This window comes from Sphingomonas sp. GW822-FHT03G08 (assembly GCF_058801135.1).
In genome coordinates, this window is record NZ_JBXAMZ010000001.1 from 832,990 (window position 1) to 857,772 (window position 24,783).

General features: G+C 66.2%; 16 protein-coding genes and 1 tRNA gene. 10 read left to right on the plus strand and 7 right to left on the minus strand.

All coding sequences use genetic code 11. The features are described from left to right. Positions 1-2 precede the first annotated feature (2 nt). The 4 genes from mreD to AC1RJ5_RS03685 all read left to right on the plus strand — a co-directional run bounded on the left by mreD (position 3) and on the right by AC1RJ5_RS03685 (position 3,855). The gene (gene mreD / locus AC1RJ5_RS03670) at positions 3-509 is read left to right on the plus strand and encodes a rod shape-determining protein MreD (RefSeq protein ID WP_269575056.1); all 507 of its coding nucleotides are present in this window, start codon (positions 3-5) and stop codon (positions 507-509) included. Further along, a complete protein-coding gene (mrdA, locus tag AC1RJ5_RS03675; protein WP_269575055.1) occupies positions 509-2,542 on the plus strand; it encodes a penicillin-binding protein 2 in 2,034 nt (677 codons plus the stop codon). Before mreD ends, mrdA begins: the two co-directional genes overlap by 1 nt. Next, positions 2,542-3,678, plus strand: a complete 1,137-nt coding sequence (gene rodA, locus AC1RJ5_RS03680) for a rod shape-determining protein RodA (protein WP_493111779.1) — start codon at positions 2,542-2,544, stop codon at positions 3,676-3,678. The genes mrdA and rodA overlap by 1 nt, the downstream gene beginning before the upstream one ends. A gap of 101 nt (positions 3,679-3,779) precedes the next feature. Further along, positions 3,780-3,855: transfer RNA gene (locus AC1RJ5_RS03685), tRNA-Lys, on the plus strand. An 80-nt stretch (positions 3,856-3,935) separates the two neighbouring features. On the opposite strand, the gene AC1RJ5_RS03690 is transcribed toward AC1RJ5_RS03685, so the two are convergent. The 7 genes from AC1RJ5_RS03690 to AC1RJ5_RS03720 all read right to left on the minus strand — a co-directional run bounded on the left by AC1RJ5_RS03690 (position 3,936) and on the right by AC1RJ5_RS03720 (position 15,270). Continuing rightward, entirely contained in the window at positions 3,936-5,120 is a 1,185-nt protein-coding gene (locus AC1RJ5_RS03690; RefSeq protein WP_269575053.1) for a hypothetical protein, read from the minus strand. 263 nt (positions 5,121-5,383) lie between these two features. Then, positions 5,384-10,840, minus strand: a complete 5,457-nt coding sequence (locus AC1RJ5_RS03695) for an autotransporter domain-containing protein (protein ID WP_493111781.1) — start codon at positions 10,838-10,840, stop codon at positions 5,384-5,386. 312 nt (positions 10,841-11,152) lie between these two features. Beyond that, a complete protein-coding gene (locus tag AC1RJ5_RS03700) occupies positions 11,153-12,076 on the minus strand; it encodes an AraC family transcriptional regulator (RefSeq protein WP_269575051.1) in 924 nt (307 codons plus the stop codon). 117 nt (positions 12,077-12,193) lie between these two features. Continuing rightward, positions 12,194-12,676, minus strand: coding sequence for a flavodoxin (locus tag AC1RJ5_RS03705; RefSeq protein ID WP_493111784.1), 483 nt, complete (start codon positions 12,674-12,676; stop codon positions 12,194-12,196). Between the two features lie 101 nt (positions 12,677-12,777). Beyond that, positions 12,778-12,990, minus strand: coding sequence for a hypothetical protein (locus tag AC1RJ5_RS03710; RefSeq protein ID WP_493111786.1), 213 nt, complete (start codon positions 12,988-12,990; stop codon positions 12,778-12,780). After that, entirely contained in the window at positions 12,987-14,006 is a 1,020-nt protein-coding gene (locus AC1RJ5_RS03715) for an aldo/keto reductase (RefSeq protein WP_493111788.1), read from the minus strand. Before AC1RJ5_RS03715 ends, AC1RJ5_RS03710 begins: the two co-directional genes overlap by 4 nt. Before the next feature lie 28 nt (positions 14,007-14,034). Continuing rightward, a complete protein-coding gene (locus AC1RJ5_RS03720; protein WP_493111790.1) occupies positions 14,035-15,270 on the minus strand; it encodes a multidrug effflux MFS transporter in 1,236 nt (411 codons plus the stop codon). 145 nt (positions 15,271-15,415) lie between these two features. Here AC1RJ5_RS03720 and AC1RJ5_RS03725 point away from each other — a divergent pair, with 145 nt between their 5' ends. From AC1RJ5_RS03725 to AC1RJ5_RS03750, 6 genes are all read left to right on the plus strand, one after another. Continuing rightward, on the plus strand, positions 15,416-16,312 hold the full coding sequence (locus AC1RJ5_RS03725) for a LysR family transcriptional regulator (RefSeq protein WP_493111792.1): 897 nt from the start codon (positions 15,416-15,418) through the stop codon (positions 16,310-16,312). A gap of 444 nt (positions 16,313-16,756) precedes the next feature. Further along, positions 16,757-17,581 carry a hypothetical protein gene (locus AC1RJ5_RS03730; protein WP_493111794.1) on the plus strand — a complete coding sequence of 275 codons (825 nt, stop codon included), beginning with the start codon at positions 16,757-16,759 and terminating at the stop codon, positions 17,579-17,581. A 14-nt stretch (positions 17,582-17,595) separates the two neighbouring features. After that, the gene (locus AC1RJ5_RS03735) at positions 17,596-18,066 is read left to right on the plus strand and encodes a hypothetical protein (RefSeq protein ID WP_269575044.1); all 471 of its coding nucleotides are present in this window, start codon (positions 17,596-17,598) and stop codon (positions 18,064-18,066) included. Between the two features lie 68 nt (positions 18,067-18,134). Then, positions 18,135-19,205, plus strand: coding sequence for a DUF11 domain-containing protein (locus AC1RJ5_RS03740; protein ID WP_269575043.1), 1,071 nt, complete (start codon positions 18,135-18,137; stop codon positions 19,203-19,205). A 68-nt stretch (positions 19,206-19,273) separates the two neighbouring features. Next, positions 19,274-24,271 carry a hypothetical protein gene (locus tag AC1RJ5_RS03745; RefSeq protein WP_493111796.1) on the plus strand — a complete coding sequence of 1,666 codons (4,998 nt, stop codon included), beginning with the start codon at positions 19,274-19,276 and terminating at the stop codon, positions 24,269-24,271. Next, complete coding sequence (locus AC1RJ5_RS03750; RefSeq protein WP_493111798.1) at positions 24,271-24,777, plus strand: hypothetical protein; 507 nt, start codon at positions 24,271-24,273, stop codon at positions 24,775-24,777. The genes AC1RJ5_RS03745 and AC1RJ5_RS03750 overlap by 1 nt, the downstream gene beginning before the upstream one ends. Positions 24,778-24,783 lie beyond the last annotated feature (6 nt).

The following is a 24,783-nucleotide window of genomic DNA, read 5'->3' on the forward strand; positions in this document are numbered from 1 at the left end:
CGGTGACCGACTATATTCCTCTCGGCCGCAGCGAGAAGATCCCGCGCAGCGTCTGGCTGGCGCCGCTCTCGGTGGTGCTGGGATCGATGACGGTGCTGCTGCCGATCATCGCGACCGTGCCCTTCCTGCCGCCGTTCGGGCTGATGATGCTGCTCGGCTGGCGGCTGGTGCGCGGCGATGCGATGAAGGTGTGGATGCCGGTGCCTCTGGGCTTTGTCGACGACATGCTGAGCGGCCAGCCGCTGGGCAGCGCGATGGTGCTGTGGACGCTGGCGATCCTGATGGTCGATGTGCTCGACACGCGGTTGGTGTGGCGCGATTTCTGGCAGGACTGGCTGATCGCATCGGCGGGGATCGGGCTGGTGCTGATCGGCGGGCGGCTGCTGGCGACGCCGTTCAGCGCGCATGTCGATACCGCGCTATTGCTCCAGATTGTCGTCTCGGCGGCACTTTTTCCAGTGATTGCCCGGTTCTGCGCATGGCTCGATCGGGATAAGAAGCGACAATAATGGCCCGGATCACCGAAGCAGCGCAGGCTTACAGTTTCTCCCGCCGCGCGCTGGTGCTCGGCGGGCTTCAGGGCACTGCCGCGCTGGTGCTGGCCGGGCGGATGACCTGGCTCGCCGTGTTTGAGAACGAGCGCTACCGGCTGACCGCCGAGAGCAACCGCGTGCGGCTGACGCTCACCCCGCCGCGCCGGGGGTGGATCGTCGATCGCAACGGCATCCCGATCGCCAACAACCGCACCGCGTTCCGCGTCGACATGATCCCCGACCGGATGGAGGACAAGGAAAAGACGCTGGGCATGCTCCAGCAGATCCTGAGCCTGGGCGAGGAGGAGATGGCGCGGATCCGCACCGACCTGAAGCGCGCGTCGGGCTTCCAGCCGGTGCAGGTCTCCGACAAGCTCGACTGGGAGCATTTCGCCGCGGTCAGCGTGCGCGTGCCCGAGATGCCGGGCGTGCAGCCCACCCGCGGCTTCTCGCGCAACTATCCGCTGGCGGCGGGCGTCGCGCATCTGGTCGGCTATGTCGGCACCGCCTCGGCCGAGCAGTACAAGAAGGAAAAGGACCCGCTGCTCGTCGCCCCCGGCTTCAAGCTGGGCAAGGACGGGCTGGAAAAGGTGCTGGAGGACCGCCTGCGCGGCACGCCCGGCGCCAAGCGCGTCGAAGTCACCGCGCATGGCCGGCTGGTCAAGGAACTCGCCACTCGGCCCGACCAGCCCGGCGAGACGGTGAAGCTTACCATCGACGCGCTGCTCCAGGAATATGTCGCGCGGCGGCTGGGCACCAATTCGGGCTCGGCGGTGGTGATCGATGTGAGCAATGGCGACATCCTCGCCATGGTCTCGATGCCGGCATACGACCCCAACAGCTTCTCCGATGGCATCAGCCGCAACGAATGGAAGATGCTGAGCGAGGACGACCACGTCCCCTTGATGAACAAGGTGCTGCAGGGTCTCTATCCGCCGGGCTCCACGGTGAAGCCGATGAACGGCCTGGCGCTGATGCATGCCGGCGTCGATCCCAATGCCCGCGTCGTCTGCTCGGGCGCGATGCGCGTCGGCAATGGCGTGTTCCACTGCCACAAGCGCGGTGGCCATGGCCCGCTCGACCTCAAGCATGCGATCATGCAGAGCTGCGACATCTATTTCTACGAAATGGTGCGCCGCGTGGGCTATGACGCGGTGGCGCCGATGGCTCGCGCCATGGGGCTGGGCCAGAAGTTCGACCTGCCCTTCTCCACCCAGCGCTTCGGCACGGTGCCGGACAGCGCCTGGAAGCTGAAGCGCTACAAGCAGCAATGGACCGTCGCCGATTCGCTCAACGCGTCGATTGGCCAGGGCTATGTGCTGGCCAATCCGCTGCAGCTGGCGGTGATGGCGAGCCGGCTCGCCTCGGGCCGCGAGCTGATCCCGAGGCTGATCGCCGATGCCCCGCGCATCGAGGCCCCTCCCCTTGCCGCCACACCGGAGCAGCTCGCGATCATCCGCGACGCGATGTTCGGCGTGATCAACGGAGGCGGCACCGGCGGCGCGGCGCGCATGCTGGTCCCCGGCATCTCGCTGGCGGGCAAGACCGGTACCGCCCAGGTGCGCCGCATCACCATGGCCGAGCGCCGCTCGGGCGTGCTCAAGAACGCCTCGCTGCCATTCAAGCTGCGCGACCACGCGCTGCTCGTCTGCTTCGCGCCGGCCGACAATCCCAAATATGCCGCCGGCATCGTGCTCGAGCATAACGGCCACACGATCCGCAATCTCGACACGCCGCAGATCGGCCGCGACATCATGACCTTCCTGTTCGACCGGAAGCGCGCGATGGACTCGCTGCACGCCGAGGAGCCGACCTGGGGTGGCGACTATCGCACCCGGATGGCGGCCCAGTCCGCGGCGTTCAGGGCCGCGCAGAGCGCCCCGCCCCCCGAGGCACCCGAGGACGCGGCGGAGGCAGCGAGCACCGTCGCCTCCGAAGCGGCCAACGCCACGACCAGCAACACCATCGACAGCAGCGCGGCCGAACGCGGCAGCGTGGAGGCAGACTGATGTCCACGCTCCAATCCTCGGGCCTTGGCCCCTCGGGCATCGTCCCCGGCCCGCTTGCCCAGCTTCCCTGGCGGATCATTGGGCTGGTGGTGGCGATCGGCATGTTCGGGCTGGTCGTGCTCTATTCGGCGGCGAGCGGCAGCGTGACGCCCTGGGCGTTCAACCAGGGGCTGCGCTTCTTCGTGTTCCTGGCCATGGCGATCGGCATGTCGCGCGTGCCGGAGACCTTCTGGGCGCTGGGCGCCTTCCCCATCTACATCGTCGTCGTGCTGATGCTGGTGGGCGTGGAGCTGCTCGGCGCGGTCGCCGGCGGCAGCCAGCGATGGCTCGACCTGGGCTTCATCCGATTGCAGCCTTCCGAGCTGATGAAACCGGTGATCATCATGGCGATGGCCCGCTTCTACGAGATCCTGCCCGCCGGTGAGATCCGCAAGTTCGGCGCGCTATGGCCCGGCTGCGTGCTGATCGGCATCCCGGCGGCGCTGGTGATGCTGCAGCCCGATCTCGGCACCGCGCTGGCGATCAGCTTCGGCGGCGTCGCGGTGATGTTCCTGGCCGGCCTGCCACTGCGCCTGTTCATCGGCGGCGCGCTGGCGCTGGCGCTGGCGATCCCTTTCGCGGTGAACTTCGTCCTGCACGACTATCAGCGCAACCGCGTGCTGATCTTCCTCAACCCCGAGAGCGACCCGCTGGGCACCGGCTATCATATCAGCCAGTCCAAGGTGGCGATCGGTTCGGGCGGCGTGTTCGGCAAGGGCTTCCTGCAGGGCACGCAGAGCCATCTCGACTATCTGCCCGAGGGGCATACCGACTTCGCGCTGGCGACGATGATGGAGGAATGGGGCCTGATGGGCGGCTTCTTCCTGATCATCGGCTTCAGCATCCTGATCCGCTGGGCGATCGGCGTGAGCATGCGCGCGCAGAGCCGCTTCGCCCGGCTGACCGCCTCCGGCCTTGCCGCGACGATCTTCTTCTACTGCGCGATCAACATGGCGATGGTGATGGGCCTGGCGCCGGTGGTGGGCGTGCCGCTGCCGCTGATCAGCTTCGGTGGCACCGCCGTGATGACCTTCATGATCTGCTTCGGAATCCTGCTTTCGATCGACCGGAACAGCCGCCGCACGCAGCGTTGGTGATTTTTTCAAAATAGGGGGTTTACAAGCCGCGAACCTCGCAGCTAAAGGCCCACCTCCACTGCGGAGGCGCACTCACCAAGGGCGCCGAAACAACCCGGAATGGACGCATAGCTCAGTTGGTAGAGCAGCTGACTCTTAATCAGCGGGTCCTAGGTTCGAGCCCTAGTGCGTCCACCACCTCCTCCTTACCAAATAACGATTTGATGCGGTTGTGAGGTGAGATTTGAATGCAGCCGGGGGCTATGCGTTCCGCGCCTCTAAGCTTCAAATTTGAACGGGTTGTCGCCAGCGAAATGCGGGTTTGCGACACCGCCTAGACGGAAATCCATTTCGATCATGCCGTTCCGGCCAGCCGGGATGGTCAGCTTAGTATCGGCCAACGAGATCGACATGATCGCGGCAAGCGAGGTTCGCTGCCGGCCCACTCGCACGAGAGCGTTATGCGAGAACCTAGCCATGTCGTTAGCGAGGTTCTTCCTGAAACCTGTGGCAAAGAGGACAAGGCCACCGACCCTGTTCCGATTGATTTGCGCCTTTGATCGATCGACGATCTGCTTCACGGCAGATTCGACCATGCCCGGCGGGTCCGCCTCCCCAATAGTTTGAAGCGCTTGCGGAGCTTTCACCTCCAAATAGGTTCGACTGCCCTGAACACCTCGAACGTACAGATCAGGGTTCGGCTCGCCATACCTGTCCTCTAACGCCAAACCGACAATCGAGGCGTTCTGATACATGATAAATGCGGTCGTGAATAACCCGGCTGTGTGCAAGAACGACTTCGGCTTAGCGAAACCTCGCGCGATGAGATTGAAGCGCGGATGGCGCTTCCATCTGCCGTAGATACTGCCGAAGGTGCTTATGTAAATTAGCGCAGAGCAGGTGTCGGCGTCGCGCACATCGAGCACATTCGCCGCCAAGCGATCTCTCAATATCCCAATCGCCCAGGCAAAAGTTAGATCGTGCCGGAACTTTGCGGGTGACCGTTCAACGATCTTTCGTTGGGCCGCGAAATCCCCACCCGTCGTTTCGGCATAAATCTCGACGAGCCGGTCGAGCCCCTTAAAATTAAGCTCGAATGGAATTCCCGCTTCGGCTGGAGTGGTCATTTCGATATTCGCGTTGAACGCCGCACTGCTCGCGATCATCAACCCGGCCCGCTTCGTCACGGTACCGCCGATCAGATACCCACCTTGGTCCGGGAACGTCATTGTTCGGGCCGAAAAGATCTCTCCCAGCTCAATATCAGGCGTGAAGCTGACGTGCTTGCATTGGAAGCACTGGATGCCGACCGCAATGTAATCCTCTGCAAGATAGTGGTCTATCAAAACGTGTCCGCATTGCTCGCATAGAAATGTAAGTCCGCTCTCGGGTTCGCCGCGAAAGACAGGAGCCGCGCTCCCTTGCACAAAACGGACGGTGCTCGACTGCTGATTCGACTCCATTGATCGAATCTAAGGTTTTGACCTGCAGCGAGCGAATCATTCCCTTCACGTTGCGCTACATCGTTGGATGCAAGTCCTTATAGCTTGTAAATGTCCCTCTATCGCAGGCGCTATCCCACGGGCGCGCCAGTGGCACCAAAAGGTTGCAGCGGGCCGTGAGGCCGCCGCGGCGCGGCAGCCCCTGTCCTATCGATCGCAGGTGCAATGGCTTGCCGGCCTTACGCGATTCCGTGCGGCTGAGCCCCAGCATCAGCCGCACGCCTTCAAAGCCTCAGGCTGAAGCTGGCGCGCACCGACTGGTCGGAAGCGTTCGAACCGAACTGGCCGCCATAGGCGATGCCGAGCGCTGCCCGCGAGGTAAGCGCGACATCGATCCCGGCATCGAGCGCGGCGGCATTGCGCGCGATCGGGGTGCCGGCGATCCGGAAGCTGTCGCCACCGCTCGCGTACTGCATCGCCGATAGCGGCGTCACATCGCCGAACGCATGGCGCCAGCCAAGTGCACCGCGGGCCGTGAACTTCGCGCTGCCCAGCGAGAAGGACGGCGCGGCGCGCAGACCGAGCGTGGTGAAGCTGGTGCCGCTTTCCGCCGAGGCGATCCGGAGCGCCGCCGCCCCGCCCTTCTCGGTGGCACCGTCGGTGCTCAGCCAGACATGGGCGAAATCGGCGAAGGGCTCGAGGCGCGTGGCGCCCAGCTCGATACGATAGGCGAGCTCGCCAAAGGCCTGGGTGGTGCGGGCATCCTGCTCGCCCTTGAGGCCATCCGTGAAGCCTGGGAAGGCGACCAGGCGCGTCGTGTCGAGCTTGTGCCAGCCATGAGACAAGCCGATCCGCACGGCTGCCCCACCCAGGTCCGCGCCGCCATAGATGCCGATCTCATAGCTGTCGCGCGTGCCGGACGAACCATGTGCCCGCGTGTCGAAGCTGGCACGGTCATAGCTGCCGACCAGGCCAAGCCGCGCCTTGCCGAGGACCGTGGCGTCGGCGCCGAGCACGAAGCCGTTGACCGAACGATTGAGGCGGGCGGCGTTGCCGTCGCTTCCCCAATGCCCCCAGGATCCGAAGCCATTGCCCCAGATGGCGAAGCCGGCGTCCGCCGCGCGCAGGCGATCGGCGACCGCGTCGCGCAGGAAGCGGCTGTCTTCGATCAGCGCGGTGCGTGCCGAGGCGTGGACTTCGCCGGAAAGCTGGTCGAACGCGGCGCGGGCCTGCTCGGCCGAGAGATTGGCCACCGCCGCGAAGACCGGACTGTTCCAGCCCAGGCCCTGGGTCGCGGTGCCGGTCGCGACCTGGTTCGGCGTGGCACCGACGCTGGCGAAACTGATGTCGTTGCGCCGCAGCCGCAGATAGACGTTGTTGCCATCATAGCTGAGCGAGGGATCGAGGAAGGCGAGGTTCGAGGTGACGCCGCCGAACCGGCCGGTGCCCGCGATGCCGCCATCAGCGTGGAGGATCAGATAGCTGGTCTCCGGCCGGTAGCTGCCGGCACCGGCAAGCACCGAGACGGTGCCGCCGTTGAGCGTGGCGGTGCCCGTGGCGACGATGCGGTCGGCCAGGCCCGCGGCGTCGGCCTCGACCTCATAGGTCGAGCCGGTGTTGAAGACGATGTTCCCGGCGACGTTCAGCGTACCGATCGAATTGCCCGGCGCGATGGTGCCGGAGACGATGGTGTTGCCCATGGTGCCGGTGCCCTGCAGACGTCCGGCGGCCAGCACGGTTACCGTGCCTCCGAGCTTGCCGTTCACCGCCAGCGTGCCGTTCGCGACGCTGGTCGTCCCGGTATAGCCGCTCGAATCGCCGGTCAGCTCGGTCTTGCCCGAACCCGCCTGTCGGATGCTGCCGGCACCGCTGAGCACGCCGGCGAAGACAAGATTGTTCGAGCGGTTGAAGGCCAGCGTGCCGCCATTGGCGACATTGCCGGTGATCCCGCCGGTCGTGCCGCCATCGCCGAGCTGCAAGGTGGCGCCCGCGGCAATGCTGGTGCCGCCGGTATAGCCGCTGTCCGCGGTGAAGGTGACGCTGCCGCTCAGGATGCGCACCGCTCCGGAGCCCGAGATCGTGCCGGCAAAGTTGTTGGAGCTGGAACGGGCAAAGGTCAGCGTGCCGCTGTTGGCGACATTGCCGGTGATCGAACCGGTGGTGCCGCCATTGCCCAGCTGCAAGGTCGCGCCGGTGGCGATGCTGGTGCCGCCGGTATAGCTGTTGCCGGCGGTGAGCGTGAGGCTGCCGCTCAGGACCTCCACCGCGCCCGAGCCCGTGATCCTCCCCCCCAGAGTGCCGGCATCGGAACGGGCAAAGGCGAGCGTGCCGTCATTGGCCACAGTACCGACGATCGAGCCGGTCGTACCACCATTGCCGATCTGCAGGATCGCACCGGTGGCGATGCTGGTGCCGCCAGTATAGCCGTTGTCGGCGGTGAGTGCGACGCCGCCGCTGAGGATGCGCACCGCGCCGGTGCCGGAGATGATGCCGCCGAAGCCGATCTCGTCCGAACGTCCGAAGGCGAGCGTGCCGTCATTTGCGACATTGCCGGTGATCGAGCCCGTCGTGCTGCCGCTGCCCAGCTGCAGGGTCGCGCCGTTGGCGATGCTGGTGCCGCCGGTATAGCTGTTGTTGGCGGTGAGCCTTATGCTGCCGCTCAGGACCTCCACCGCGCCCGCGCCGGAGATGGTGCCGCCGAAGCTGCTGGCATCGGAGCGCGTGAAGGCGAGCGTGCCGTCATTGGCGACGTTGCCGCCGATCGAGCCGCTGGTGCCGCTGCCGACCCGCAGCGTCGCACCCGCGGCGATGCCGGTGCCGCCGGAATAGCTGCTGTCGGCGGTGAGGGTGACGTCGCCGCTCAGCACGCGCACGGCCCCGGTGCCGGAGATGATGCCGTCAAAGCTGGTCTCATCGGAGCGCGCAAAGGCGAGCGTGCCGTTGTTGACGACATTGTTCGTGATCGAGCCGGTCGTCCCGCTATTGCCGATCTGCAGCGTGCCGGCCTGGATGGTGGTGCCGCCCGAATAGCTGTTGGTGCCCGTGAGGATCAGCGTCCCCGCCTCGGTCTTGATGAGGGCGCCGGTTCCGGTGATCTCGGTGGCGATCTCGGCGCTGTCGGCGAGCACGCGGATCTCGCTGCCGGCCGGATCGGTGACCAGCTGGCCGCTGCCCTGCAGGACATAGCCCTTGTTGACGAACTGGAGGCCGAGGAAAGACTGCGCGCCCGCAACGGTGATCGTGCCGCCGACATAGCCGTCGTCATCCTTGAACACGGCGTAATTGCCCGCCCAGCTCGCCGGGGCGGTGCCGCCCTGGTTGAGCCACTGGGTGTTCGCGGCGTTCCAGGTGCCGTCGCCGCCCTGCCAGTGCTGCAGCGTATCGTCTCCGGGGATCAGCGACGGGCTGATGAACAGGTCTACACTGCCGCCGCCGACCTGCAGCTCGTAATTGACGTTGCTGAGCCCGGGCGTGGTGCCGATCACCGCGGTGTTGCTGGTGATCTGGTGGGTATAGGTGATCAACCGGTAATAGCCGATCCCCGCCGCACCATCGGCCGGGTTGCCGCTCTGGCTCAGGTTGATCGTGCCGTCGAGCGCGAGGTCGCCGCCCGAGACGACGATCCGGTCGCTGATTCCGAACAAGGCCAGGCCGCCGGGTTGGCCCAGCTCGAAATCGAGATTGGCGCCCGCCGCGACCGTGAGGCCGCCGACGACGTTCAGCGTGCCGATCGAGTTGCCCGGCGCGAGATGGCCACCGCTCTGTACGGTCGTGCGGCCGATGGTGCCGGAGCCGCCGACTGTGGCGCCGGAGGCCACGGTGACGCTCGAGCCGAGCCGACCGTTCACTGTCAGCGTGCCTTCCTCGACAAAAGTCGTACCGGTCAGCCAGGATGAATCCCCGGTCAGCGTGAGCCGCCCGCTGCCGGTCTTGTGCAGGTCGCCGGCGTCGAGGAGCGTGCCGGCATAGCTGGCGTTGCCGGTCTGGTTGAAGGTCAGCGAGGCACCGGCCAGGATCTTGGCGTTGCCGGTGAAGTGGTTCGCATCGGCGATCACACCGCCCTGGTTGATCGCCCAATCGACCGCGGAGCTGCCGGTCAGGGTGACCGTGCCGCTGCCCATTTTGAGCATGGTGCCGGTGCCGGAGATCGTGCCGGCATAGCTGCCGTCGAAATTCTGGTTGAACGCCACGACGCTGGTGAGCGGGGCGGAGGTGAAGGTCAGGTTGCCGCCCAGGCTGTTGGTGTCGCCGACCAGGTTGCCGCCGGTGATCCGCCAGTCCTGATTGCCGGTGCCGGTGAGCGTCCAGGTGCTCGACCCCGATTTCTCGTAGGTGTCGAAGCCCAGATAATAGTTGAAGCTGGCAGTGGAGCCGATCTCGGTGACGTCGAAGCCCGAATCGGTGCTGCCACCCAGTGCCAGGACATTGTTGACGCCGCCGGCCTGGACCACGACGCCGCCATCCATATAGGAGCCCGCCCGCAGCTCGAGCCGGTTGTTGTCGCCGAACAGGCCGATCGCAAGGTTGCGCTGCGACGATGCGTTCACGCCGCCACGGATGATGCCCGAATTGATGATCGTGGAGCCGCCACCCGCGGCGCACACCACGCCCATACCACCCGCACCGACCGCGGTGCCGAACGCATAGCGCGGGCCACCCGCGCCGCCATTGATCTCTCCGGCGTTGATCAGTGTCGCGGCCTGGCCATCCATCAGGCGTACGGCCGCACCGCCGGCGCCGGTATAATGACTGGGGTTGCCGCTATTGTTGTAGCCGCCCCGGCCGCCGGTGATGGTTCCGGTCGCGCTGTTCTGGATCGTGCCGCCCCAGGCCTGCACGCCATCCCCGGCGCGTCCGCCACGGGAATAGCCATAACCGCCTTCGCCGCCGGCGATCGCCCCTTCGTTGACCACCGTGCCGAGATTGCTGAGCACCGCGGCGCCACCGGTGCCACCGTCGGTAGTGAAGGTGCCGCCCTCGCCGCCAGTCACCTTGTTGCCGTTCCGGATCGTCAGCGTGCCGCCGTCATAGAGGAATATGCCAGCACCCGAGCCGCCATATTCCTGCCCGATGCCGCCGGTGATCGTGCTGAATGCACCGCCCGTGCCGCCATCGACCGTGACGCTGCCGCCATTGAGCAACACCAGCGCTGCGCCGCCGCCGCCGCCGCTGCCCTGGCCTGAACCGCGGCCGCCATTGCCGCCGGTCACGTCATAACCCTGTGTCGTGACCTGGACATTGGCGCCAGTCAGCACGAGCCCCGCGCCACCGCCGCCAGCCGAAGCGCCGGAGCCGGAGCCGGAGCCGCCGTCACCGCCCACATAGTCGATCGAGAAGGCGAAATTGCCGGTGGCCGTGACCAGATTGCCGGCGCCGCCATCGCCGCCCGTCGCCCCGGCGCTACTGCCGCCCGTGCCCCCGCCGCCAGCCGCGATATCGTTGGGTGTGCCGGGCTGGCCACCCGCGGCCCCGCCCGAACTGATGCCGCCAGCCGACGCCGTGCCATCCGGGGTCTGCGCCGCCGAACCGCCGGCGCCCCTGCTGGCGCCGCCGCCGCCGCCGGCGATGCCGCCCTGTCCGATGGTTCGGCCGGAGATCCAGGCGCCGTTGCCGCCGCCCTGGGTGATCCGCTGGGCCTGCGCCATCGAAGGCGCCAGGCTGATCGCCACGGCGAGCGCCGCCAGCGAAGTCGAACCGCGAACCAGACGCGCCGACCGCGCCTTGAGAAACTGATGCTGCATGGCTCACCCCGATGGCGGCCCGTCTCGCCGGGCCGGAATTGCATGTTGAAAGTCGGGACCCATGCGCCGCGGTTCCCCGGACCGGCGGCGATGTCCCGTCCGGCGCTTGCCACGGGGGTGCGGCGGCTCACTATGCGATTCCGGCATGAATGCCCGAGGGGCGGGAGATAGGCATTCAGCCCTTCAAGTTCCCCGGCGAAGGCCGGGGCCCAGTCTCGACGCAGTTGGTTGGGCGCGTGAACTTCTCGACCGACATTGCAGCTGGGCCCCGGCCTTCGCCGGGGAACTGAAAGAGCCGAATGCCGGTACGTGCTAGTGCGCGTTCCTGCGCAGCGTATCGGAGGGGCGCTCGCCGAAGCGCAGGCGATAGGCCTGGGCGAAGCGGCCGAGCTCCCAGAAGCCGTAATGCATCGCGACGCTGGTGATCAGCGTGCTCGACGGGTCCGACGCCATCAGAGTCTCGCGCACCCGGTCGAGCCGGCGGTTGCGGGCATAGTGCATCGCGCTCTCGCCCAGGAACTCCTGGCAGGCGAGGTTGAGCGTGCGCTGCGGCACGCCCACAGCCGCGCAGATCGCGCCGAGCGAGAGCATCTCCTCCGGCCGCTCCTCCACCACGCGCTCGAACCGCGTGACGATGTCGCGGTGGCGGCCAAGCGCGGCGCGGTCGGCCCTTACCCGGCCATGGGCAAGGCAGGCGAGCAGGCTGTCGAGGATGGTGCCGGACAGCGCCTTTGCCGGCTGGGGCGCATCGACGATCCACGGCGTGTCGCGGATCACTTCCGCCATGTCTCGCATCAGGTCGGTGAGCCGAGTCAGCGCGGCCTCCGGGGCGTGGAACATCCGGTCGTCGTCGAGCGGCACACCGTGATCGGTGCCGATCAGGTCGGGCGCATGGCCGGCGAGCCGGTCGAACGGCATGGCGACAATGCCGAAGGCCCAGGGCATGCCGTCGGGCGAGCCGGTGACGGTCCGCTCGTCCGGGCGGAAATGGAAGATGCGCCGGCCGAACAGCTTCCGGCCCGAAACCTGGCGGACGATGCCCGGCTCGGTGGCGAACATGAAGGTGTGGACATTCGGGATGGCCGCGGTCTGCGGGATGCCGCGCGCGAACTTGCCGATGCCGATGTTGAGCCCGTCGAAAACCGCGCGGGCCAGCATCGCGTGGAAGTTCGGCCCGGAGCCGCCCAGCGGATTGGGACTGCTCCCCGAGTTGATCCCGCCGATTGCCGATGCCATCGCGTCAGGATCGGAGAAGGTACCGAAATAGCTTCGGGAAGCAGTTTCGGTTCGAGGGGCGAGCGACATCGTTACGGGGGTAGCCCTGTCCGGCGGTCTTGCCAACCGGATGTGGTTTTATCCTTTCGACTGGCCAAGCCAGCTTCTGACCTGGTTGAGGGTTCGCCGTTCCTGATCCGCCTCCATCACAAAAGGCGTCTCGATCCGGGCAGCTGGCGCATGGCTCGCAAGTACCGACGCAGCGTTGCCGATGCCGTAGCCGCCATGGGTGATGAACGGCCGGATTGCGCGCCCACGCAGATCATGCATCTTCAGGAACGATCGGATCGGTGGGGGCACGGTTTCACCCCAGATGGGAAAGCCGAGATACAACTCCCGGCAATCCGCCAGATTTTCGATCTTCGCCGCCAGCACGGGCTCGAAGCCGCTATCCCGCTCCCTTGTCGCCTGCGCGACGTGCTGCTCATAATCCTGGGGATACGGGCGGGCCGGTCGGATCTCGAACAGTCCGCAGCCAAGCTCCCGGTGAAGCGTCTCGGCAATGACGCGCGTGTTGCCCGAGCGTGTGAGATAGGCGACGAGCATCTTGGAACCGGTCATCGCCGCCCCCCCGTCCTTCGCACAGGCGCCCGTGCTGGTAAACGCGAGGACCGCCGGCGCGGCAAGCATCGCGCGACGGGAGAAGGCATCGCCCTTCCCCGTCACGGTCGCATCGGGGCTTCCACCCCAGAAAACGCCTGCACCGCCAGTGGCAGGCGATCGCCCTTGACCGTGATCGCCGTCACCGCCCCGGAAGCGTCCGGGGCGCCGGCGATCTGCGCCGACGCAATAGTCCCCGGCGCAATCAGCGGGGCCATAGCCAGCGTGCCTCCGGCCAGCAAGGCGCGGCGGCCGATCTTCGGTTGCCCGGTCATTCCGCCACCTCCTGCCTGGCAGGTGCCTCGCGGCCGGCCATTGCCATTTGCGCAGGTGCATAGCGCTCGCCGGCGGGCTCGATCCGGGATGCTGCCTCATTGATGTCGCGCAGTTCATCGTCGCCCAACACCACTTCGGCCGCCGCAATATTCTCCTCCAGCCGATGGAGCTTCGTCGTGCCCGGGATCGGCACGATGTACGGGCGCTGCGCCAGCAACCAGGCGAGGGCAATCTGGGCAGGCGTAGCGCTCTTCTCGCCGGCGACGCGCCGCAGCAGATCCACGAATGCCTCGTTCTTCGCCAGCGCGTCCGGCTGGAAGCGCGGCGTCGTTGCGCGGAAATCGCCCTGCGGCAGCGTCTGGTTCGACATGGCGCCGGTCAGGAATCCCTTGCCGAGCGGGCTGTACGGCACGAAACCGATGCCGAGCTCGTCGCAGGCCGCGAGAATTCCGTTGGTCTCCGGCGCACGCCACCACAACGAATATTCGTTCTGGACTGCCGTCACCGGCTGCACCGCATGGGCGCGGCGCAGCGTCTGCGCGCCGGGCTCGGAAAGCCCGAAGTGCTTGACCTTGCCCTCGGCGATCAGATCGCGAACGACGCCCGCGACATCCTCGATCGGCACATTGGGATCGACGCGGTGCTGATAGAGCAGATCGATGGTCTCGATCCCGAGCCGTTGTAGCGAACGGTCCACGATGCCACGGATGGCTTCGGGACGGCTGGAGACGCCGCGGTTCTCGGCTGTTTCCGGATCGATGTCGAAGCCGAACTTGGTGGCGATCACCACCTGATCCCGCACCGGCCGAAGGGCCTCGCCGACCATCACCTCATTGGTGAAGGGACCATAGACTTCTGCCGTGTCGAAGAAGGTGACGCCGCGATCCACGGCCTGGCGGATCAGGGTGACGCCCTCATCCTTGCTCACCCGGGTGGCGTAGCCGAAGTCCAGGCCCATGCAGCCAAATCCGAGTGCCGAGACCTGAAGGCCCTGACCAAGCGTACGTGTCTTCATCGAAATTCTCCGGTTTGTCGGTTTGAAATCAGTTGCGGGCCGTGCGCGGCAGCAGCCAGGTGCAGAGGAGGCAGGCCGCCCCGGTGAGCGCCATCACCAGGCCCAGCGGACCCGGCGTTCCATCCGCCAGCAGGCTCACCAGCGCCGAACCCAGGATGCCGCCGCCATATTGGAACGCACCGATAAGCGCGGAGGCGGCTCCGGCCCGCTCGGGAAAGGCATCCAGCGCGCCTGCGATGGAATTGGCCACGATCAGTCCGTTCATGCCGCTGAACAGGATCAGCGGGACGGCCAGGCCGGCGAGCCCACCGAAGCCGGTATAGCCCGCTACCGCCGACGCCAGCCCGGCAATTGCCGCGATCATTGCCCCGGAACGGATGAGACGGTTCATGCCGAGGCGTGGCACCAGCCGGGCATTGAGCATGTTCATCAGCATGATCGCCAGGATCGCCAGGCCGAACAGAAAGCCATAAAGCTGTGGCGAGACGTGGTGGACGCGGATGTATGCGTCGGGCGAACCGGCGATATAGGCGAAGGCACCGGCATAGAAGAAACCGCCCACGCCTGCCGCCGCGAGGATCCGCCGGTCGCCCAGCAGAGCGACGTAGCGCGAAAGGGCGTGGCGGACGGCACTGGCGTCCCGCCGCTCGGATGCGAGCGTTTCGGGAACGGTGAACAGCGCCGCCATCGTGATCGCCCCAATGCCGACGAGCAGCCAGAAAATCAGATGCCAGGATCCGATCGACAGCAGCTGGCCACCGATCAGCGGCCCGACCAGCGGCGCCACCGCCATGATCGTGATCAGGGTGGAGAGCATCTGCGCCGCCCGGTTGCCGGCGAACAAGTCGCGCACCATCGCGCGGGAAAGAACGACGCCGGCGGAAGCGCCGGTTGCCTGCACCAGCCGCCATGCGATCACTTCCGGCACGCTGGCGGAAAGTGCGCAGCCAGCCGAACCGATCATGAAGAGCGCGATGCCGATCGCGACGGGTATCCGGCGTCCGATCTGGTCGCTAACCGCGCCCCAGAAGAGCTGGCCAAGGCTGAAGCCGACCAGATAGGCGGACACCGTCAGCTCCAGCGCGCCCGGGCCGCTGTGCAGGTCGATCGCCATCGCGGGCATTGCAGGCAGATACAGGTCCGTGGAAATCGAACCGAACGCCATCAGCGTCGCCAGCACCGCCAGTATCCGCAGAGGGTTGCGAGCTGCACTTGCCGCCTCCGACGGGAGACTGATCGACGGGGAGGTGACTTGCATCGTCATGTCGCGGTCCTTCACGAGCAGGACGGTGGGCCACTGCCGCAGCGTTCCTGATCACCGCCCATTTACGCCTTTGGACCCTTGCCGATTAGACAGGCAATGCAACTTGAGCCTATGAATGTCAGTCATGAAACTTTGAGGAACCGGCATGAAACGCGAGGACATGGCGGACCTCACGATGTTCCTGGCAGTCGCCGAGGAGGCGAGCTTCACGGCCGCCGCGAAGAAGCTGGGCATCTCGCAATCCGCGCTCAGCCATACCGTCCGCCGACTTGAAACCCGGCTTGGCCTCAGGCTGCTGACCCGGACCACCCGCAGCGTTGCCCCCACCGAAGCGGGCGAACGCCTCCTCGACACGCTCCGACCGGCCCTGGAGGAAATCGACCAGCGGCTGGCCTCGCTGACCCGGCTGCGTGAACGGCCGGCCGGCACGGTCCGCATCACGACGTCCGAACATGCCGCCGAAACGATCCTCTGGCCCGCGATCGACCGGTTTGCCCTCGCGTATCCGGACATCAACATCGAGCTGAACGTGGAGTCCGGCCTGACCGACATCGTCGCCGGCCGCTTCGATGCCGGGGTCCGCCTCGGCGAAGCGCTCGCCAAGGACATGATCGCGGTCCGCATTGGTCCACAGGTCAGGATGATCGCAGTCGGCGCGCCCGGCTATTTCACCGAGCATGGCATGCCGGCAACACCCCAGGATCTCGCCCAGCATCGCTGCATCAATCTGCGCATGACCAGTGCGGGTGGCATCTATGCCTGGGAGTTCGAGAAGGACGGACGCGAACTGCGCATGAAGGTGGACGGCCAGCTGGTGCTCAACCGGGTTTCGCTGATCCTCAAGGCTGCGGCGGCGGGGCACGGTATCGCGTTCGTCATGGAAGACCGGGCGAATGAAGAACTGCGCTCAGGATCGCTCGTGCGAATACTTGAAGATTGGTGCCCGCCTTTCGACGGCTATCACCTTTACTATCCAAGCCGCCGGCTGGTGTCGCCGGCATTCAGGCTGTTCATCGAAGCTCTTCGCTACCGGCAGCCCTGAGCCCCCTAGCAAACCCGGCGCCTTCGACTAGGAAGCAGAGGCCGTCGGCAAGCACGAGACAAGCGGGCTCGGCACCCGCTAGCGGTCTCGGCGTACCACCGTCCAATCATGAACCCGCTCAGGATGCTGGACAGGCGTGCAGATCCTCACGACCCGACGCATATCGAAAAATAGCGAAAAACCAGAAGATAATTTACAGACAATATTACGGTTATTACGCAATTTCTACATCAAATTACGTAATTTCTACGTCAACATACTTACTCGCAAGATCACGGCTAGGGATTAACCACGGTATACACTTACAGTTTAAATTAATTCGTCGAGCGCAATTTACCCCTGCGATTTCAGGGGGAAAATTGCTTGCAGGTTACTCGTGTCAGACATGAAAGGGAGCGCAGGGCAGTATTACTGTCTGCGGCAGCCCTTTCTTGTATCTGTACGATGCCCGCCTTCGCGCAGACGCGCGCGGGAACCTGGATCACCAATACCGCGCGCCTTGACTATTCCATGGACGGCGCGCCCGAGCAGGTCAGCTCCAACCCCTCGACGCTGCAAGTCGCAGAGTTCATCGGCAGCCGGATCGTCGCGCGCCCGCTGCGCATGGCGGTGGTGCCAGGCCAACTCACACCCCTTCCCTTTACCCTGACCAATATTGGCAACAGCCGCCAGGCCTTCTGCCTCAGCGCCGAGTATCCCGACGGCACGGTCGAGGGCTTCGCGATCGATGGCGACAGCGACGGGCTCTACGATCCCGCGCATGACAGGATGCTGCCTGACGGCTGCACCGAAGAACTCGAGCCCGGCCAGTCGGTCGACTTCCTCGCGTTCTTCCGCAGCAGGCTGGGCACGGTCCATACGCTGACCCTGATCGCCCATCCCAAGGGCAGCAGCGGCGGGACCATCGGCACAGGCCCCGTCTCCACCGTCGTAACCATCGAGCCGGTGGTGGACGGCGGCGATCCGACGCTCACCAAGAGCCAGTCGGTGCTCGATCCCTGGGGGGGGACCATTCCCGCGCATGGCGCGGTGGTGACCTATACGCTTGTCGCCACTTTCCCCGGCCTCACCGCCAATGCCGCGGTCATCGATCCGATCCCGGCCGGGACGCGCTACCTCCCCGGCACCCTCATGCTCGACGGCACCGCGCTCAGCGACGCCAGCGACGGCGATGCCGGCGGCTTCGACGGCACCGGGATCCGGGTCGCGCTCGGCGATGTGCCAGCGGCCACCACACACAGCATCCAGTTCAAGGTCACCATCCAATGACGAGGAGTTTCACCATGCGCCATGCCTTGTTGCTCGGCAGTCTGTTGCTGACGACTGCCGCCGTCGCCGCGCCCACCGGGCCGGTGAACATCACCACGACCGTACTCGCCGAAACGCGTGCCGATGCCGCCAACGGCATCACCCAGGTCAAGCTGGTGCCGGCCAGGCGCGTCGTGCCCGGCGACCATGTCGTCTACCAGATCAAGGTCACCAACAGCGGCGCAAAGCCCGCCAGCGGCGTGGTGATCGCCAATCCGGTGCCGGCCGGCATGCAATATGCCGGGCCCGCCGCCAATTCCCCCGCGCCCGAAGTGTCGGTCGATGGGAAGAGCTTCGGCCAGCTCGCTTCGCTTCGCATCGCCACCGCCGATGGCCGGGCTCGCCCCGCCACCGCGGCCGATGTGCGCGTGGTGCGCTGGCGGTTGGCCCAGCCGGTGCCCGCCGGCGGTGCGCAGCAAGTCGCATTCCGCGCACTTCTTAAGTGATATTAGTATTTTATCGTCAGTAATTGGGGTATTTTCTCATGAGCATCCATCCTTTGCGGGGGGCATTGTTGGGGGGCAGCGCACTCGCGGCAACGACCCTGGCAGCGCCTGCCTTCGCCCAGTCGCAGACCGCGTCTGGCACCACCGTCAACAACCAGGCCAGCGTCAGCTATGACGTCGGCGGATCGACCCAGTCGGTCTCGTCGAACGTCGCCAGCTTCGTGGTCGACAAGAAAGTGAATCTGGCGGTCGCCGAAGTCGGCGGCGCAGTGACGCAAACGGCGATCGGCGCCACCGCCCAGGTCACGACCTTCACCGTCACCAACCTGACCAACGCGACCCAGGACTTCCGCCTGGATCCGGACCAGCAGAGCGTATCGATCCCGCTGCTCGGCAGCGACAATTTCAATGTCACCAACATGCACGCCTATGTCGATAGCAACGGCAACGGCACCTACGACGCCGGTATCGACACCGCGACCTATATCGACGAGCTCGCGCCGGATGCCTCGGTCACTGTGTTCATCGTCGCCGACATACCGAACACCCCGGGGATCGATACCGCAATCGTCTCGCTCAACGTCGTGGCAGCGACCGGCGGCACGGGCGGCGCGCTCGGCGCTGACCTGATCGCCAGCTCGACGCTCTTGCCGGATTCCGCCGGCACCGTCGAAATCGTCTTCGCCGACGGCTCGGGCGCGCTCGACCTCGCCCGCAACGGCCAGGCCCGCGCGTTCGACGCCTATCACATCTCCACCGCGGTGGTGACGCTGGGCAAGACCTCGCGCGTGATCAGCGATCCGATCAACTTCCTGGTCAACCCGCATGCCATCCCCGGCGCGACGATCGAATATTGCATGACGATCAACAATGCGGGCCCGGGCACGGCGACCAATCTCACTGTGACCGACAATGTGCCGGCGAACACCACCTTCGTGCCGGGCTCGATCCAGGTCGGCACCTCGGCCGGCGGTGGCGGCTGCATCCTGATCGGCACCACCGAGGACGACAACAATACCGGCGCCGACGAGACCGACCTCTATGGCGGTTCGTTCGACGGCACCACGGTGCGGGGCACGATCCCGTCGGTAGCGCCGCTCGGCGCTTACGCCGTCGCGTTCCGAGTCACGATCAACTGATCCGCATAAGTGATTGAAAACCCATGCCGGTGTGCAGCTTTGCGCTGCGCACCGGATCGGGAAGATCAATGAACCCACCGTCTCGTCTCTCGCGCCTGTTCACCGGCGCCCTCGCGCTCGCAGCGCTTGGCTCCGCATTCCTGGGGAATGCGGAGGCGCAGACGATTCGCAATACCGCCACGCTTCAATTTGCCGACGGCTCCGGCACGCGCGCGATCGCATCGAATGAAGTGACGCTGGATCGCCTCAAGAAGCCGACCGTGCTGGGCTTCCGCCAGCTCCCTGCCGGCTATCAGTTCGTCGGCATGAAGTGCGAGACGAGCCCCAGCCTTCAGTTCACGCCCGCCGAAGTGACCGTCGCGCAGCTTGCCGCCGCGCCGCAGCTCCAATCGCATGACGTGCAAAACGCGATGATCGTGACGCTCGAGGCCGAGGCCGAGAATCGCGACCCCGAGACGCGCGAAATCGCCTGGATCACGGCCACGATCGGCACCGCCTCGGTGCGCCTGCCGCTGATGGAAACCGGCGTGGATACCGGCATCTTCGCCGGCGCGGTGCCTGCATCCGGCACTCGTCCCGACCTGGCCGCCTGCAACATCCGCCTGACCGGCATCGGTAAGCTATATGTCAATTTCGACGGCGACGACCTCAGCTTTCCCTCCGACGCCTCGCTGCTGATCGATCCCGAAGGCTATGTGTTCGATTCGCAGACCGGCGCGGTGATCGACGGCGCGACGGTCACGCTGATCGACAACGCCACCGGCAAGCCGGCCGCGATGGTCTATGGCGATGACGGCATCAGTGCCTATCCGAACACCGTGGTCACCGGCACGACCGTCACCGACGCGGGTGGCGGCGTCTACGCCTTCACGCCGGGCAATTTCCGCTTCCCACTGGCGCCCGCGGGCAGCTACCGGCTGCAGGTCACCCCGCCCGCCGGCTACACCGCGCCTTCGGCCCGCACGCCGGCCGAGCTGGCCGATTTCACCGGCCCGCCGGGCAAGTACCGGATCACCGACGCCTCCTATGGCGGCGATTTCCTGCTGGCGGACCCGGAACCCGTGCACATCGACGTGCCGCTCGATCCGCCCGCCCGGGCCGCCGCGACCGCAAAGCTGGTACTGACCAAGACCGCTTCGGTGAACGACGCCAGCGCAGGGGACTTCGTCGCCTATGCGCTCGAGCTCAAGAATGTCGGCGGCGCCACTGCGCAGGCGCCGGTGGTGACGGACGTGCTCCCGCGTGGCCTGCGCTATCGCCCGGGCACGGTCAAGGGCGCCCCTGAACCACAAATATCCAGTGATGGCAGCACGTTGCGATTTACTCTCGCAAGCATTTCTTCAAATAGTGCCCGAACTATATCCTATCTCACCTCAGTTGGGCCCGATACGCCGCAGGGCGTGGCGGTGAACCGCGCCTCGGCAACCGACGGTGCGGCCGCCAGTCCGGAGGCCAGTGCCGCCGTCCGCATCCACGCAGCCCTGTTCACCGACGCCATGACGCTGATCGGACATATCACCGAGGGAGATTGCCGGAACCCCGACCGGAACCGCAAGGGCGTGGCCGGCGTGCGCGTGCTGCTGGAGGATGGAACCTTCACACTCAGTGATAAGAATGGCCTTTATCACTTTGAAAGTGTCCGCCCGGGCACGCATGTCGTCCAGCTCGACACCGGTGCGCTGCCGTCTGGCTATGCTCCGGTCACCTGCGACCGCGACACGCGCAGTGCCGGCAGCCACGGCACCTCGCGCTTCGTCGAGGGCATGGGCGGCAGCCTGCAGCGCGCCGACTTCCAACTGCGCCGGATCGCCCTGCCCGCCGATGCCGGCCAGGCCGCACAGCCCGCCGTGCTGGATGACGCCACCGCTGCCGGCAGCGGCATCGACTGGCTTGCCGCCGCGCAACCGGGCGCACCTGCCTGGCTGTTCCCCGACGCGAGCCACAATCCGCGCTCGCCGGCACTGCGTATCGTGATCCAGCATGCGCCGGGCCAGGCAGTTGCGCTGACGCTCAATGGCCAGCGGACCGATCCGCTGGCCTATGACGGCAGTGATGAAGATGTCGCGCGCGGCGTCGCCGTCTCGCGCTGGACCGGCCTGCCCCTGATCGAAGGCGACAATCATCTTCAGGCGCGCGTGCTCGATGCCCAGGGCAATCTGGTCGCAACGCTCGAGCGCACCGTCCACTATGCCAACACGCCGGCGCAGCTGACCTATGTCGCCGAACGTTCGCAACTCGCCGCGGATGGCCTTCGCCAGCCCCAGATCGCCGTTCGGGTCACCGATCGCGACGGCAAGCCCGTGCGCGCCGGGGCGATCGTCGCTTTCCGCATCGATCAGCCCTATGCCGCCGCCCAGGCCGATGCCGCCGAACAGACCCGCCAGCTGGCCGGGCTCGACCGGGCCGAGGCGACCGCCCGCGTCACCGGCGACGAAGGCATCGCCCTGCTCGCACTTGCTCCCACTACCCAGGCCGGCACCGCACGCATCGCGGTCACGCTGCAGGGCGCGGACGGCGAGAAGCACGTCACCGAGATCCGCCCCTGGCTCTCCGCGCCGGCACGCGACTGGATGATCGTCGGCTTCGGCAAGGGCACGATCGGCTATCAGACGCTGAGCAAACACAGCAATCCGACGGTCCGCACCCATGACGTCGTCACCGATGGCCAGCTCGCGCTCTATGCCAAGGGCCGGATCAAGGGCAGCTGGCTGCTCACCCTCGCCTATGACAGCGATCGCCGTTTCGATCGCGATCGCGGGCTGCTCGGCAAGATCGATCCGGATCGCTACTACACGGTCTATGGCGACGGCACCGCCCAGGGCTATGACGCCGCCACGCGCGGCAAGCTCTATCTCCGCCTCGAGCACAAGGCGTTCTACGCGCTGTTCGGCGATTTCGAGACCGGCTTCACCGACACCCGCCTCGCCCGCTACAGCCGCACGCTGAACGGCGCCAAGGCCGAGTACGCCAGGGACGGCGCGCACGTCGCCGTGTTCGCCGCCAATATCGACGAGCGCTACGCCCGGGACGAGATCCAGGGCAATGGCCTGTCGGGCCCGTATCGCCTGTCGCAGCAGGATATCGTGCCCAACAGCGACAAGCTGCGGCTCGAGACGCGCAACCGCTATCGCCCCGACCAGGTGCTGGAGAGCATCACGCTGACCCGCCATATCGATTATGACATCGACCCCATCGCCGGCACGATCCGCTTCCGCGAGCCGGTGCTGAGCCGAGACGGCGCGCTCAACCCCGTGTTCATCGTGGTCGATTACGAAACCTATGGCCCGGGCAAGAAGCGCGTCGGCGGAGCGCGCGCATCGGTCACCGCCGCCAACGGCAAGGCCGAGTTCGGCGCCACCATCCTGCATGACGAGACGATCGGCAGCGCCACGGTTGCCGCAATCGATCTCAAGGTCCGCCCGCTCCAGGGCACCGAGATCCGCGCCGAGGCGGCGACCGGCGGCAAGGGCGGGCTCAAGGCCGGCCAGGCCTTCTCGGCGGAGATCGAGCATCACGGCAAGAGCGTCGATCTCCTCGCCTATATGCATCAGCAGGATGCCGGCTTCGGCCTCGGCCAGCAGAATTTCGGCGAAGCCGGCACCCGCAAGATCGGCACCGACGGCCGGCTGCGCATCGGCGAGCGGCTCAGCGCATCGCTCTCCGCCTGGGTGCAGGACGACCTGGTGACTGGTGCCGGCCGTGTCGCCGCCGATGGCCGTATCGAATATCGCCGCGACAATGGCACCGTCTTCGTCGGCGGCCAGTTCGCTTCGGATGTCGGCACGGACGGCAAGCGGCGCGTCTCGCAGCTGTTCACCGTGGGCGCGACCCAGAAACTGTTCGGCGGTGATGTCGAGCTTCAGGGCCAGGGCCAGGTCGCGCTGGGCGGCAAGGATGAGAGCACCGACTTCCCGGCCCGCCAGCAGATCGGCGCCACCTGGAAGATCACCAGGGATATCCGCCTTCTCGGTCTCTACGAGATCGCCAGGGGCGACACCTATACCGCGCACGCCGCACGGCTGGGCTTCGACGTGGCGCCCTGGGCTGGCGCCCGGCTGATGTCGAGCATCAACCAGCAGGCGATGGGCGAGAACGGCACGCGCACCTATGCCCAATATGGCCTCAGCCAGTCACTGCCGGTGAGCAAGCGCTGGACGATCGATGCCACGTTGGATGCCAGCGGCACGCTTTCGGGGCATGTCGATCCTGCTGCGACGATCAGCCCGTTCCAGCCACGCGCCACCGGCGGGGTGCTTGGCCAGGACAGTCGGGATGGCGATTTCGTCGCGGTGACGCTTGGTGCCACCTATCGCGGCAACCGCTGGTCGTGGACCGGCCGCGCCGAATATCGCAATTCGGACCTGAGCCGCCGCGTGGGGATCACCAGCAGCCTGCTGCGCACGCTCGGCGAAGGCAGCACGCTCGCTTCGAGCATCAACGCCTATCGCGTCACCGACAAGAACGGCGCCACCGTCTCCTACGCCACCGCCGACCTTGCCCTCGCCATCCGTCCGGCCGACAGCCGCTGGGCCGTGCTCGAGCGCTTCCAGCTGCGCCACGAACAGGCCGATGCCGGCGTCTCCTCGCGCAACGTGCTGGCGGTGCCGACCTTCGCGATCGGCGACCAATCGACGCTCCGCGCGGTCAACAACGTCGCGCTCAGCTACCGCACCGGACCTGAGGGTGCATCGCATGGTTTCGAGGCAAGTCTCTATTACAGCGCGAAATTCGTTCGCGGCCGCTATGCCGACGAGACGATCGACGGGTTCATCGACGTGGTCGGCATCGAGGTCCGCAAGGATCTGCGCCGCAATCTCGACATCGGCGTTTCCGCCAGCGTCCAGCACAGCTGGTCGAGCGGCAACGCCACCTTCTCCTATGGCCCATCGCTCGGCTTCTCGCCGGGCGGCAACACCTGGATCAGCGCGGGCTACAATGTCTCGGGCTATCGCGACCGCGATTTCGAGGATTCGCGCTACACCCGCCAGGGCCCCTATCTCACCATGCGCGTCCGGCTCGACAAGTCCCTGTTCGAGCAGGCCGGCCAGTTATTCGGAGGCAAGTGATGCGGCGCCTTCTCTCCCTGCCCCTCATGCTCCTGCTGCTCGTCGCCGCGGTGCCGCTGACGATCACCAAGACGTCGAGCGTGGTCTCGGACCCGACGGGGCAGCTCTTTCCCAAGTCGATCCCCGGCGCGCTGGTCGACTACACGATCACGATCACCAATCCGGCGGCCAATTCGCTGACGACGGTGAAGACGATCGACTTCAAGGACGCGGTGCCCGCCAAGACCAAGCTCTATGTGGCGGACCTGAACGGCAACAACAGTGGCCCGATGGTGTTCACGGGCAGCCTGGTCCCCGGCACCGGGCTCACCTATTCGTTTCTCGGCCGTGGGAACATGTCCGACAGCCTGTCCTTCTCGTCGGACAATGGCGCGACCTGGACCTATATCCCCTCGCTCGACGCCGATGGCTGCGACGCGGCGGTCACCAATATCCGCGTCCAGCCGACCGGCAACCAGACGGCGGGCAGCAATTTCACCCTGCGTTTCCGCGTGATGATCAAGTGACCCGCC

What these genes read in the sequence shown, in the direction of transcription:
- mrdA (WP_269575055.1), top strand. Translation starts at nt 509, where the DNA reads ATGGCCCGGATCACCGAAGCAGCGCAGGCTTACAGTTTCTCCCGCCGC.
- rodA (WP_493111779.1), top strand. Translation starts at nt 2,542, where the DNA reads ATGTCCACGCTCCAATCCTCGGGCCTTGGCCCCTCGGGCATCGTCCCC.
- AC1RJ5_RS03690 (WP_269575053.1), bottom strand. Translation starts at nt 5,120, where the DNA reads ATGGAGTCGAATCAGCAGTCGAGCACCGTCCGTTTTGTGCAAGGGAGC.
- AC1RJ5_RS03695 (WP_493111781.1), bottom strand. Translation starts at nt 10,840, where the DNA reads ATGCAGCATCAGTTTCTCAAGGCGCGGTCGGCGCGTCTGGTTCGCGGT.
- AC1RJ5_RS03700 (WP_269575051.1), bottom strand. Translation starts at nt 12,076, where the DNA reads ATGGCATCGGCAATCGGCGGGATCAACTCGGGGAGCAGTCCCAATCCG.
- AC1RJ5_RS03705 (WP_493111784.1), bottom strand. Translation starts at nt 12,676, where the DNA reads ATGACCGGTTCCAAGATGCTCGTCGCCTATCTCACACGCTCGGGCAAC.
- AC1RJ5_RS03710 (WP_493111786.1), bottom strand. Translation starts at nt 12,990, where the DNA reads ATGACCGGGCAACCGAAGATCGGCCGCCGCGCCTTGCTGGCCGGAGGC.
- AC1RJ5_RS03715 (WP_493111788.1), bottom strand. Translation starts at nt 14,006, where the DNA reads ATGAAGACACGTACGCTTGGTCAGGGCCTTCAGGTCTCGGCACTCGGA.
- AC1RJ5_RS03720 (WP_493111790.1), bottom strand. Translation starts at nt 15,270, where the DNA reads ATGACGATGCAAGTCACCTCCCCGTCGATCAGTCTCCCGTCGGAGGCG.
- AC1RJ5_RS03725 (WP_493111792.1), top strand. Translation starts at nt 15,416, where the DNA reads ATGAAACGCGAGGACATGGCGGACCTCACGATGTTCCTGGCAGTCGCC.
- AC1RJ5_RS03730 (WP_493111794.1), top strand. Translation starts at nt 16,757, where the DNA reads ATGCCCGCCTTCGCGCAGACGCGCGCGGGAACCTGGATCACCAATACC.
- AC1RJ5_RS03735 (WP_269575044.1), top strand. Translation starts at nt 17,596, where the DNA reads ATGCGCCATGCCTTGTTGCTCGGCAGTCTGTTGCTGACGACTGCCGCC.
- AC1RJ5_RS03745 (WP_493111796.1), top strand. Translation starts at nt 19,274, where the DNA reads ATGAACCCACCGTCTCGTCTCTCGCGCCTGTTCACCGGCGCCCTCGCG.
- AC1RJ5_RS03750 (WP_493111798.1), top strand. Translation starts at nt 24,271, where the DNA reads ATGCGGCGCCTTCTCTCCCTGCCCCTCATGCTCCTGCTGCTCGTCGCC.